10 protein-coding genes and 1 rRNA gene are annotated in these 11,707 nt (G+C 73.1%); 8 read left to right on the top strand and 3 right to left on the bottom strand.

Annotation, left to right across the window (positions count from 1 at the left end; all coding sequences use genetic code 11):
* The 8 genes from rrf to ACFYVJ_RS30430 form a co-directional block, all read left to right on the top strand.
* A 5S ribosomal RNA gene (gene rrf, locus ACFYVJ_RS30465) occupies positions 1 to 88 on the top strand; the annotation flags it as partial.
* 72 nt (positions 89 to 160) lie between these two features.
* Entirely contained in the window at positions 161 to 1,264 is a 1,104-nt protein-coding gene (gene mtnA / locus ACFYVJ_RS30460; protein ID WP_388898276.1) for an S-methyl-5-thioribose-1-phosphate isomerase, read from the top strand.
* Between the two features lie 104 nt (positions 1,265 to 1,368).
* The gene (gene mtrA, locus ACFYVJ_RS30455; RefSeq protein WP_018840454.1) at positions 1,369 to 2,046 is read left to right on the top strand and encodes a two-component system response regulator MtrA; all 678 of its coding nucleotides are present in this window, start codon (positions 1,369 to 1,371) and stop codon (positions 2,044 to 2,046) included.
* A gap of 1 nt (position 2,047) precedes the next feature.
* A complete protein-coding gene (gene mtrB, locus ACFYVJ_RS30450; RefSeq protein ID WP_388898271.1) occupies positions 2,048 to 4,075 on the top strand; it encodes an MtrAB system histidine kinase MtrB in 2,028 nt (675 codons plus the stop codon).
* A complete protein-coding gene (locus ACFYVJ_RS30445) occupies positions 4,062 to 5,966 on the top strand; it encodes an LpqB family beta-propeller domain-containing protein (protein ID WP_388898269.1) in 1,905 nt (634 codons plus the stop codon). The genes mtrB and ACFYVJ_RS30445 overlap by 14 nt, the downstream gene beginning before the upstream one ends.
* A gap of 92 nt (positions 5,967 to 6,058) precedes the next feature.
* Entirely contained in the window at positions 6,059 to 6,964 is a 906-nt protein-coding gene (locus ACFYVJ_RS30440) for a ComF family protein (RefSeq protein WP_388898266.1), read from the top strand.
* A gap of 328 nt (positions 6,965 to 7,292) precedes the next feature.
* On the top strand, positions 7,293 to 8,012 hold the full coding sequence (gene hpf, locus ACFYVJ_RS30435; protein WP_388898263.1) for a ribosome hibernation-promoting factor, HPF/YfiA family: 720 nt from the start codon (positions 7,293 to 7,295) through the stop codon (positions 8,010 to 8,012).
* 93 nt (positions 8,013 to 8,105) lie between these two features.
* The gene (locus ACFYVJ_RS30430; RefSeq protein WP_281617995.1) at positions 8,106 to 8,825 is read left to right on the top strand and encodes a response regulator transcription factor; all 720 of its coding nucleotides are present in this window, start codon (positions 8,106 to 8,108) and stop codon (positions 8,823 to 8,825) included.
* A gap of 72 nt (positions 8,826 to 8,897) precedes the next feature.
* Here the strand turns inward: ACFYVJ_RS30430 and ACFYVJ_RS30425 are convergent, their stop codons facing one another.
* From ACFYVJ_RS30425 to ACFYVJ_RS30415, 3 genes are all read right to left on the bottom strand, one after another.
* A complete protein-coding gene (locus tag ACFYVJ_RS30425) occupies positions 8,898 to 10,097 on the bottom strand; it encodes a winged helix-turn-helix domain-containing protein (protein ID WP_388898260.1) in 1,200 nt (399 codons plus the stop codon).
* 109 nt (positions 10,098 to 10,206) lie between these two features.
* Positions 10,207 to 10,809 (bottom strand): GNAT family N-acetyltransferase, encoded by a 603-nt coding sequence (locus ACFYVJ_RS30420; protein ID WP_388898257.1) that lies wholly within the window; start codon positions 10,807 to 10,809, stop codon positions 10,207 to 10,209.
* A 102-nt stretch (positions 10,810 to 10,911) separates the two neighbouring features.
* Positions 10,912 to 11,502: a GNAT family N-acetyltransferase gene (locus ACFYVJ_RS30415; protein ID WP_388898254.1), complete on the bottom strand. Its 591-nt coding sequence runs from the start codon at positions 11,500 to 11,502 to the stop codon at positions 10,912 to 10,914.
* Between the last annotated feature and the right edge of the window lie 205 nt (positions 11,503 to 11,707).

Below are 11,707 nucleotides of genomic sequence, written 5' to 3'. Positions count from 1 at the left end.
CGGTCTCATTCCGAACCCGGAAGCTAAGCCCGTCCGCGCCGATGGTACTGCATGGGGGACCGTGTGGGAGAGTAGGTCACCGCCGAACAATTCTTGGATTCAACCCCTGGGCTGTCGCCCAGGGGTTGAGTCATTTCCGGGGTCCTTGCAGACTGGGACAATGGCCGAGGAGATAGCCGCGCTTCGTTGGGAAGAGCCGTCGGACGGCAGGGACGGCCCCGTCGTCGTTCTGCTGGATCAGACGCGACTGCCCGCTGACGAGGTGGAGTTGGTGTGTACCGACGTGCCGGCGCTGGTGCGGGCGATTCAGACGCTTGCCGTGCGGGGCGCCCCGTTGCTGGGTATTGCCGGTGCGTACGGCGTTGCCCTGGCGGCCGCGCGGGGCGACGACGTCGGCCAGGCCGCCGAGCTGCTGGCAGAGGCGCGGCCGACCGCCGTGAATCTGGCGTACGGCGTACGGAAGGCGCAGGGCGCCTTTCACGCCTCCCTGGAGGCCGGCGACGGGGATGCCGGGGCGGCCGGGGCCGCGCTTGCCGAGGCACGGCGGTTGCATGCCGATGATGCGCGGGCCAGCGCGCGGATGGCCGAGCACGGGCTGAGGCTGCTCGGCGAGCTGGTGCCCCAGGGCGGTTACCGGGTGCTCACGCACTGCAACACCGGCGCGCTGGTGTCCGGTGGCGGGGGTACGGCGCTGGCCGTGGTGCTGGCGGCGCACCGGTCCGGGGAGCTGCGGCGCCTGTGGGTGGACGAGACCCGTCCCCTCCTGCAGGGGGCCCGGCTGACCGCGTACGAGGCGGGGCGGGCGGGGATGCCGTACACGCTGCTGACGGACAACGCTGCCGGATCGCTGTTCGCGAACGGGCAGGTGGACGCGGTGATCCTGGGCGCGGACCGGATCGCGGCGGACGGGTCGGTGGCCAACAAGGTCGGGACGTATCCGCTGGCGGTGCTGGCCCGCTACCATCGGGTTCCGTTCCTCGTCGTCGCGCCGACGACGACGGTGGACTTCAGTACGCCGGACGGCTCGGCCATCGAGGTGGAGCAGCGGGCCGGGGGCGAGGTCACGGAGGTCTCCGTGCCGCACGCCGCCGGGTCGGGTCCGGGGCAGGCCGCGGTGACCTACGCGGTCGCACCTGCGGGCACGCAGGCGTACAACCCGGCGTTCGACGTCACCCCGCCGGAGCTGGTGACGGCTCTGGTCACGGAACGTGGGGTGGCCTCGCCGGTGACGGGGGATTCGCTCACGGAGCTGGTTGTGCGTTGACCGTGGGTGATCGTCAGGGGAAGAGGTGCGTGCCGGCGGTGGCCGGGGCGTGACCTGGGACACGGGATTCTCTGTATGGGATGTGTAAATGGGATGATGTCGTCATGAAGGGACGCGTTCTCGTCGTCGATGACGACACGGCACTGGCCGAGATGCTCGGCATCGTGCTGCGCGGGGAAGGCTTCGAGCCGTCATTTGTCTCGGACGGTGACAAGGCTCTTGCCGCGTTTCGCGAGTCGAAGCCCGACCTGGTGCTTCTCGACCTCATGCTGCCCGGCCGGGACGGTATCGAGGTCTGCCGCCTGATCAGGGCGGAGTCTGGTGTGCCGATCGTCATGCTGACGGCGAAAAGCGACACCGTGGACGTTGTCGTGGGCCTGGAATCCGGGGCCGACGACTACATCGTCAAACCGTTCAAGCCCAAAGAGCTGGTGGCCCGTATCCGGGCCCGGCTGCGCCGGTCGGAGGAGCCGGTGCCGGAGCAGTTGGCGATCGGCGATCTGGTGATCGACGTCGCCGGGCATTCGGTGAAGCGCGGCGGGGAGCCGATCGCGCTGACGCCGCTGGAATTCGACCTGCTGGTGGCGCTGGCGCGCAAGCCGTGGCAGGTCTTCACGCGCGAGGTGCTGCTGGAGCAGGTCTGGGGCTATCGGCATGCCGCCGACACCCGGCTGGTGAACGTCCACGTGCAGCGGCTGCGCTCGAAGGTGGAGAAGGACCCCGAGAAGCCGGAGATCGTGGTGACCGTCCGCGGCGTCGGTTACAAGGCGGGACCGAGCTGACGTGTTCCGCGTGCTGCCGCGGGAAGGCGTGCCCGGAGGGCCGGTGCAGCCGTTCGTCCGGCTGTGCATGCGCTGGGTGCGCCGCCCGTTGCACATCGCGACGAAGCTGTACCGGCGGAACATCCAGTTGCGGGTGGTCGCCACCACCCTGCTGATGTCGCTGGGCGTCGTCGTGCTGCTCGGCATCGTCGTCATCGGGCAGGTCCGCAACGGCCTGCTGGAGGCGAAGCTCGGTGCCGCGCACGGGCAGGCGCAGAGCGGCTTCGCGCAGGCGGAGATACGGGGCGCGGCGGAGGAGCCCGGCAGCGGCAGCGAGGCCACGGCGCCCGTGAACTCCGCGGAGTGGCGGGCGGCCCTGGTGGAGCAGCTCATGGGCAGCGGCCAGGGCGTGGTGTCCGTACTGGTGATGACCTCCGGCGTGAACAACGAGGCCACCGGTTCTTCCGACAATCCGCGCGGCTCGCTCGTCTCGGACGACACGTCGGTCGACAGCATCCCGGCCGATCTGCGCGAGAAGGTCGACCGCGGCGGCGGCTCGGGGATCTACGAGCAGTACGCGCGGGTCTGGAAGCGCGGCTCGGGTGAGAGCGAGCCGTCGCTGATCATCGGCAAGCGGCTGAACGACCCGAACAACAACCCGTACCAGCTCTACTTCGTCTTCCCCTTCACCCAGGAGGAGAAGACGCTGAGCCTGGTGAAGGGGACGCTGGCGACGGCCGGGGTGTTCGTGGTGGTGCTGCTCGGGGCCATCGCCTGGCTCGTCGTACGGCAGGTGGTCACGCCCGTGCGGATGGCCGCCGGCATCGCCGAGCGGCTGGCGGCGGGGCGGCTCCAGGAACGGATGAAGGTCAGCGGCGAGGACGACATCGCGCGGCTCGGCCAGTCGTTCAACAAGATGGCGCAGAACCTCCAGGTGAAGATCCAGCAGCTCGAAGAGCTGTCGCGGATGCAGCGCCGCTTCGTCTCCGACGTCTCGCACGAGCTGCGCACCCCGCTGACGACGGTGCGGATGGCCGCGGACGTCATCCACGAGTCGCGCGAGGACTTCGATCCGGTGACCGCGCGCTCCGCGGAGCTGCTGCTCGATCAGTTGGACAGGTTCGAGTCGCTGCTCTCCGACCTGCTGGAGATCAGCCGCTTCGACGCGGGTGCCGCGGCGCTGGACGCCGAGCCCGTCGACCTGCGGGAGATCGTGCGGCGCGTCGTGGGCGGGGCGCAGATGCTCGCGGACGCCAAGGGCGGGCGGCTGCTCGTCACGGGCGACGAGCGGCCGGTGATCGCCGAGGTCGACTCGCGGCGCGTGGAGCGGGTGCTGCGCAATCTGGTCGTCAACGCCGTGGAGCACGGCGAGGGCCGCGACGTCGTCGTACGCCTCGGGGCGTCGGAGAGCGCGGTCGCGGTGGCGGTGCGCGACTACGGCGTGGGGCTGAAGCCCGGCGAGGCGACCCGGGTGTTCAACCGTTTCTGGCGCGCCGATCCGGCCCGTGCCCGTACCACGGGTGGGACCGGGCTGGGGCTGTCGATCTCGCTGGAGGACGCCCGGCTGCACGGCGGCTGGCTGCAGGCGTGGGGCGAGCCGGGCGGCGGGTCGCAGTTCCGGCTGACGCTGCCGCGGACGGGCGGTCAGCCGCTGCACGGTTCGCCGGTGTCGCTGGAGCCCGAGGACTCGCGGGCGCGGCGGGCGGCGCGGACGGTGCAGGAGCCGGGCGCGGTGAGCGTGGCGAAGGTCGGCGGGTCCGCGGGCGGTGAGCTGCTGGGGACCGTACCGGCGCAGGGCGGGCGCGGGACGGCCGCCGCCGCGCGGGCCGCGGCGCCGCGGCCCGCGGCGCGGGCGGAGGCGGACCCGACGGCGCTGCCCGGCAGCGGGCGGCGGGTCAGCGGGTATGCGGGGGCGGCCGACGAGGCGGCGGGTGCCCGGGGCGAGGATGGGGCCGAGAACGGCTCTGAGGGCTTCCCTGAGGACGGCGGAGGCGGCGGTGAGGTCCCTAGTGAGGTCGGCGGCGAGGGGGAGCGCGGTGGTCGCGTCTAGGCGTGCGGGAGGGGCGTCGGCGGTACGCGGGCGGAGGCGCCGGACGGCGGCCCGCACCCCGGGTGCGTACCGGCGCCGGCTGCAGGCCCGTACGCGCCGCTACGCCACCTTCGCGCTGCTCGGCGGCTTCCTGCTGCTCGCCGGCTGCGCGTCCATGCCGGACAGCGGGGGCGTGCACCAGGTGCCGCTGTCGGAGCAGCGCGAGGATCCCCGCGCGCGTACGTACGCGGAGCGGCCGGAGCCGGGGGCCAGCCCGCAGCGCATCGTGTCCGACTTCCTGGAGGCCCTGCGCAGTGACGACTACGCCACCGTCGCCAAGGCGTATCTGACCAAGAAGGCGCGCACCTGGACTCCCGGCGAGACGACGGTGCTGGCCGAGGCGCCCAGGGTGGCGGAGCAGCCGGCGGCCGGGGCGAAGCCGGTGAACGGCGCCAAGATGACCACGGCGGTCGTCCAACTGAGCGGCGACAAGGTCGCGTGGCTCAACGACGCGGGCACGTACACGCCGGACGAGCGGGCGTACAACCTGAACATCGAGCTGTCGAAGGAGGGCAAGTCCGGGCAGTGGCGGATCGTCGATCCGCCGCGGGGGCTGGTGATCAGCCGGGCGGACTTCGAGCGCACCTTCCAGTCGGCGTCCACGTACCACTTCACGGCGCGCAGCAGGGACACGCTGGTGGCCGACCCCGTGTACGTACGGCGGCGGATCGACCCCGTGACGGACGCGGTGCGCACGCTGCTCGACGGGCCGGGCGGGCTGATCGGCTCGGTGACGGAGACGACGTTCCCCGCCCGCACCACGCTGGCGAAGAACCAGCGGCTGACGGTCGACGAGGAGGGCACGCTGCGGGTGCGGCTCGCGCTGGAGACGAGGCCGGGGCTGCACACGTGCGAGCGGATGGCGGCGCAGGTGCTGCACACCGCGGAGAGCCAGGAGGGCGTGCGCGTCGACAATGTGGAGTTGCTGACGGCCGGGGACACCAAGATGTGCGACCTGAGCGCGGCGGCGGGCGAGCGGTACGCGCCGGACCGGCTGGCGCGGCATCCGGCCTCGCTGTACTTCATCGACGCCAAGAACCGGCTGGTACGGACGTCGTCGGGGCCGGACGCGGGCGAGGCCGGGCCGGCGACGGTGATCAGCCCGCTCGGCGACGGCAAGCCGGCCTTCGGGTCGGCGGCGGTGGCCCGTTCGGAGAAGAAGGCGGCCGGTGTGACGGCCACGGGGCGCTCGCTGTACGTGTCGTCGCTGGACGAGTCGTCGGCGCTGGGGGAGCCGCTGCTGACCAGCGGTGCCACCGACGCGCAGGCCGCGCGGGGCGACGGGCTGACGGCGGCGAGCTGGGACGGGCTGGGCGACCTGTGGGTGGCCGACCGGGTCGGCGGGGAGTCGCGGCTGTACTGGATGGCGGGCGGGACCGCGGATCCGGTGCGTGTCGACGTCACGGGTCTCGAAGGGCGGATCGAGGCGCTGCGGATGTCGGCGGAGGGGGCGCGGATCGCGCTGGTCGTCAGCGAGGGGTCGGAGAGCCGGCTGGTGCTGGGGGCGGTGTCGGTGAAGGACGGCGTGCCGGTGGTGGCGCAGTTGCGCGACACCGGGGCGCTGGAGGAGGTGCGGGCCGTGTCGTGGGCGGGCGAGAGCCGGCTGCTGGTCGTGGGGCGGGAGTCCGAGGGCGTGCAGCAGATGCGGCTGGTGTCGACGGACGGGTCGGTGCCGCCGGCGGCGGAGCTGGGGCAGGGGATGACCGGGGTGACGTCGGTGGCGGCGGCTGAGGACGGTACGAAGCCGCTGGTGGCGGCGTCGGAGGACGGGATCGTGCGGCTGCCGCAGAACGCGTACTGGAAGGCGGTGCCGGGCGGGGAGGGCGGCACGGCGCCGGTGTATCCGGGGTAGTAGCCGGCGGCGGGTTTTCGCCGGGTTGTCCACAGCCGGAGGGTTGTCCACAGGGGTCGCGGGGTGTCGGTGGCGGCGGGCATGGTGGGCGCATGCGGGGGACAGGGCGGGAACTGGCGGGGTTGATGCTGCCGGCCGGCTGCGCGGGATGCGGGGCGGGCCGGGGCGTGGGGGCGCTGTGCGCGGGGTGTGCGGCGGAGCTGACGGCGGGGGCGGTGCGGCGCGTGGCGCCCCGGCCGCGGCCGCCGGGTCTGCCCCCGGTGTATGCGGCGATGGCGTACGCGGGCGCGGCGAGATCGGCGCTGCTGGCCCACAAGGAGCGCGGCGCGCTGCGCCTGGCCCGCCCGCTGGGCGCGGCGCTGGCGGCGGGGGTGCGGGCAGCGGAGGCGGGGCGGTGTGCGCGGGGCGGCGCGGGTGCACGGACACGGGGCGGCGGGTTTGCGGCGGCGGTGTGCGGCGGCCGGGATGCGCGGACGGATCACGGTGACGGCGGCCCGGCGTTGTCCGGTGATCCCGGGGTTCAGGCGGCGGGGCGGGCGCGGCGGCGTGGGCGGGTGCGGGTGTGCGGGGCCGGTGGGGAGCGGGTGGTGCTGGTGCCGGTGCCGTCGGCGCGGGGGGCCGTGGTGCGGCGGGGGCACGATCCGGTGCGGCGGCTCGCGCTCGTGGCCGCGGAGCGGTTGCGGCGGGGCGGGATACGGGCGGAGCTGCTGCCGGTGCTGCGGCAGCGGCGGGCGGTGGCCGACCAGGCGGGGCTGGGCGCGGCGGCGCGGCGGCGGAACGTCTCGGGGGCGCTGGAGGTGGTCCGGGGCGGTGCGCTGCGGTTGGGCGCGCCCGGGTGCCGGGTCGTGCTCGTCGACGACGTGCTGACGACCGGGGCGTCCCTTGCCGAGGCCGCGCGGGCCGTGCGCGCGGCAGGCTGCGATGGCGGGCTCGCGGCGGCCGTCGTGGCCGCGCCGAGCGACGCGTTCGAAGCAGGTCGGGCGTGTCCGCTCCCTTGACTGCAATCTTACGTTTCCGCAGGTAGAAAGGAGGTAGAAGCACCTGATCGGACCACTGTCGTCTCAGGGGGTGCCGCAGCATCTCAGGCGAGCTATGTTCGATTGTGAGGAGGCTGTGAGAACAGTGGATGGGCCGAATCCGCTGGATCCGATGGGGTGTCGATCTTGTCGGTGGGGGAGGAGGAGGTGAAAGCCGGCCCCCGTGACTGGGAGACCGGCGGAAGAGAACCCCGAGGCTCCGGCACGAACCGGGGCCCGAGCGCACCAAGGGACCGGCTTCGCCCGTCAGCTCAGCGGTACGCGGAGCCGCTCCAGAACGGAGTTCTGCGTGGACATCGTCGTCAAGGGCCGCAAGACCGAGGTTCCCGAGCGGTTTCGTCGGCATGTGGCCGAGAAGCTGAAGCTGGACAAGATCCAGAAGTTCGACGGCAAGGTGATCAGCCTTGATGTCGAGGTGTCCAAGGAGCACAACCCGCGGCTGGCCGACCGCTGCGACCGGGTGGAGATCACAGTTCACTCCCGGGGGCCCGTGGTACGCGCCGAAGCGGCCGCGGCCGACCCGTACGCAGCCCTGGACCTGGCGACGGCCAAGCTGGAGGCGAGGCTGCGCAAGCAGCACGACAAGCGCAAGACCAGGCGGCCCGGCAAGGACCGCCGCACGGCCGCGGAAGTGGGCGACGTCGTGGCGCACGCGGCGCAGCTCACCGACGACGGGGAGCTGACGACCCCGTCGATGGAGACGACGGCGGAGAGCGAGCCGCTGGAGAGCGGCTCCCGGCTCCACCGCCGCGGACCGCTGGAGGTGGACGGCGACGGCCCGCTCGTGGTGCGGGAGAAGACGCACGCCGCCCCGCCGATGACGCTGGACCAGGCGCTCTACGAGATGGAGCTCGTGGGGCACGACTTCTATCTCTTCGTCGACTCCGACAAGAAACTGCCCAGCGTTGTCTACCGCAGGCACGCATATGACTACGGCGTGATCCACCTCGACCCGTATCTGATCGAGGAGTCGCTGCCCGACGGTGCAGGGGGCGCCCTGGGCGGCTGAAAGGCGACGGTAGGCGGGCGGCGGGGGCGTCACCCCGCCGCCCGATCGTGAAATCATGTGCGCGCACGGCAATGTCGGTGCCTGGGGGCAAGCGTGGCGGAGTTCGAGCTGAGCGGAGCTGGTGAGCCGAAGGCGGCGGTCGGTCCCCGGGAGGAGCCGATTCGCGTCCTCGTCGTGGACGACCATGAGCTCTTCCGCCGCGGCTTGGAGATCGTCCTCGCGCAGGAGGAGGACATTCAGGTCGTCGGTGAGGCGGGCGACGGCGCCGAGGCCGTGGACAAGGCCGCCGACCTCCTTCCCGACATCGTGCTGATGGACATCCGGATGCCGCGCCGCAGCGGCATCGAGGCGTGCACGGCCATCAAGGAAGTCGCCCCCAGCGCGAAGATCATCATGCTGACGATCAGCGACGAGGAAGCCGACCTCTACGACGCGATCAAGGCGGGCGCGACGGGCTATCTGCTCAAGGAGATCTCCACCGACGAGGTCTCCGCCGCGATCCGCGCCGTGGCCGACGGGCAGTCGCAGATCAGCCCCTCGATGGCGTCGAAGCTGCTGACCGAGTTCAAGTCGATGATCCAGCGCACCGACGAGCGGCGGCTCGTGCCGGCGCCGCGGCTGACCGACCGCGAGCTGGAAGTGCTCAAGCTCGTGGCCACCGGGATGAACAACCGCGACATCGCCAAAGAGCTGTTCATCAGCGAGAACACGGTGAAGAACCACGTGCGCAACATCCTGGAGAAGCTGCAGTTGCACTCCAGGATGGAAGCCGTCGTCTACGCGATGCGCGAGAAGATCCTCGAAATCCGCTGACGCCCCCGGGCGCCGCTGCGGCGCCCGTTGCCCCGCGCGCACATCGAGCCGCGGGGCCGGGCGGCCGGGACTTCAGCCCGCGGCCACGGCCTTCTCCGCCGCCCGCGCGAGCGGCGTGTGCAGCTCCGGCGGGCTGACCCGCTCCACCCGCACCGACTGCGCCCCGACCCAGCTCGCCGCCTCCGCGAGCGCCGCCGCCGTGGGCTCCACGGCCTTCGCCGGCGTGACGCCGTTCGGCCGGTCCGCGCCCAGCGTCACCTGGCGGGCGACGAGCGTGCTCCCCTCGCGGCCCGGGTCGACCCGGCCGACGAGCCGGCCGCCGGCGAGCACCGGCATGGCGAAATACCCGTGTATCCGCTGGGGCTTCGGCACGTACGCCTCCAGCCGGTGGGTCAGTCCGAAGATCCGCTCCGTACGCGGCCGGTCCCAGATCAGGGAGTCGAAGGGGGAGAGCAGCGTCGTCCTGTGCCGCCCCCGCGGGGCGTCTGCCAGCGCCTCCGGGTCGGCCCACGCCGGCTTGCCCCAGCCCTCGACCTCCACCTCGACCAGCTCCGTGTCCCCCACGACGGCGGCGACCTGCTCGCTTTTGAGACGGTGATAATCAGCCAGGTCCGCGCGCGTGGCCACGCCGAGGGCACGGCCCGCCTGGACGACCAGCCGGCGCAGGCACTCCTCGTCCGTCAGGTCGTCGTGGAACAGGGCGTCGGGGACGGCGCGCTCCGCCAGGTCGTACACCCGCTTCCAGCCGCGCCTGGCCGTGACGACGACCTCGCCGGCGTCGAGCAGCGTCTCCACCGCGATCTTCGTCTCCGACCAGTCCCACCACGGGCCGCCCTTCTTCGCCCCGCCCAGGTCCGTGGAGGTCAGCGGTCCGTCGGCGCGCAGCCGGTCCACGACGGCGGCGCGGGAGCCCACCGGGTCCTGCAGATGGTGCCAGCGGTAGCCGCGGGCGCGGCGGTCCCGGCGGCGGAAGGCGAACAGCGGCCACTCCTCGATGGGCAGGATGCAGGCCGCGTGCGACCAGTACTCGAACGCGGCCGTCCCCGACCAGTACGCCGACTCCACGGCCTCGCGGCCGATGGCGCCCAGGCGCGCGTACGGCACCAGCTCGTGCGACCGGGCGAGCACCGAGATCGTGTCCAACTGCACCGCGCCCAGCCGCCGCAGCACCCCGCGGGCACCGGCGCGGCGATCGGGCGCGCCGAGCAGCCCCTGGGCGCGCAGGGCGATACGGCGGGCGTCGTCGGCGGAGAGAGACACGTTCGTGGTCATGCCGGCGAGCGTAGAGCCTGCCTCTGACAACCCGCCCCGGAGCCCTGCCCGGCGTCCGACCTGCGCCGGTGCCCGAGCGGGCCCCTGCCCGGCCTGCCCCGCCTGCGGGTCAGCCTGCCGTCCGCGCCGGGTACGTCGCACGTGCCCCGTACGGCACCTGCGGGGCCAGGCCCAGGTCCGACGGCAGCAGCGACGCCACCCAGGCGTCCCGCCGCACGCCCCGGTGGATGAGCCGCGAGCGCAGCACGCCCTCCATCGTGAAGCCGGCCTTGCGCGCCACCGACCGCGAGCCCTCGTTCCCCACCTGCGCCAGCCACTCCAGCCGGTCCGCGCCCAGCTCCGTGAACGCCCAGCGGGCCAGCGCCGCCACCGCCTCGCCCGCATACCCCTGCCCGCGGTGCCCGGGGGCGGTCCAGAAGCCGACCGAGCGGACCCGCTCCTCCGGCCCGGCCGTCCGCCCGACGCCCGCCGAGCCCACCAGCGCGCCGCTCTCCAGATCGGTGAGGACCAGGTCGTACTGCCGGTCCTCGCGCCAGCCGGCCGGGATGATCTTCAGTACGTACTCCTCCGCGTGCTCCCGCTCGTACGGCGAAGGGACGGGCAGCCAGCGCTGGATGCCGGGGTCCTGGCAGGCGGCCAGGACGGCGTCGACGTCACCGGGCTCCGCGGGGCGGAGCAGCAGGCGGTCGGTGACCAGCGTGATCGGGTCCATGGGGAAGATTGTCCGCTTCCCGGGCGGGCCGCGCCAGCAGCACAGTTGGACACCCCGTGCGCTTTCGGACACCCACCGCTACGGTCACGGTTCCGGCCACGGCTACGGCTGCGGTGCCGGCAGATACGGCAGCCGCGACTCCAGCCCCAGGTCCGAGGGCAGCAGCGACGCCACCCAGGCGTCGCGCCGCGTGCCGTGGTTGACGAACCACGACCGCAGCGTGCCCTCCATCGTGAACCCCGCCCGCAGCGCCACCGCCCGCGACGGCTCGTTGCCCACCTCGGCGAACCACTCCACCCGGTCGATGCCCACCTCCGTGAACGCCCACCGCACCACGGCCGCCACCGCCTCCGCCGTGTACCCGCGCCGCCGTTGCCCCGGCGCCGTCCAGTACCCCAGCTCCGCGACCCGCTCCGCGTGCCGCGACGGCGTGAAACCGACGAGCCCCATCGAGCCCACCAGCGCCCCGCCGTCGCGGGTGAAGACGCCGAAGTTGTACATGGTGTCCTCGCGCCAGCCCGCCGGGCCGACCTTGAGGACGAAGTCCTCCGCGTGCCCGCGCCCGTACGGCGACGGTACGCGGGTCCAGCGCTGCACGTCCGGGTCCTGGCAGGCGGCCAGGACGGCGTCGATGTCGCCGGCTTCCATGGGCCGCAGCAGCAGCCGGCCGGTGTCGAGTGTGACGGGTTCCATTCACGGATTCTCCGCCCGCGCCCCCCGCCCCGCCACGGCTTTTCCGCCCCGCCACCCCCGCGTGCACACCCCCGTCACGGCCGCCCGTCGCGGCCTTTGCGGCACTTTCCGCGGGGTTCGGGCGTTGACACGTACGGTGACGGCACCTAACGTCCCTGGGCTGGACCTCCCGGGGCGCCCGCGTCCTCGCATACGATGGCCGGTG

Source organism: Streptomyces sp. NPDC004134, from assembly GCF_042874195.1.
GTDB lineage: Bacteria > Actinomycetota > Actinomycetes > Streptomycetales > Streptomycetaceae > Streptomyces.
The sequence above is the reverse complement of the archived record's forward strand: the minus strand, read 5'-3'. Positions and strand labels throughout refer to the sequence as shown.

Coding starts and splice junctions, on each gene's coding strand:
- mtnA (WP_388898276.1), top strand. CDS start 161: ATGGCCGAGGAGATAGCCGCGCTTCGTTGGGAAGAGCCGTCGGACGGC.
- ACFYVJ_RS30425 (WP_388898260.1), bottom strand. CDS start 10,097: ATGACCACGAACGTGTCTCTCTCCGCCGACGACGCCCGCCGTATCGCC.
- ACFYVJ_RS30415 (WP_388898254.1), bottom strand. CDS start 11,502: ATGGAACCCGTCACACTCGACACCGGCCGGCTGCTGCTGCGGCCCATG.
- mtrA (WP_018840454.1), top strand. CDS start 1,369: ATGAAGGGACGCGTTCTCGTCGTCGATGACGACACGGCACTGGCCGAG.
- ACFYVJ_RS30440 (WP_388898266.1), top strand. CDS start 6,059: ATGCGGGGGACAGGGCGGGAACTGGCGGGGTTGATGCTGCCGGCCGGC.
- ACFYVJ_RS30420 (WP_388898257.1), bottom strand. CDS start 10,809: ATGGACCCGATCACGCTGGTCACCGACCGCCTGCTGCTCCGCCCCGCG.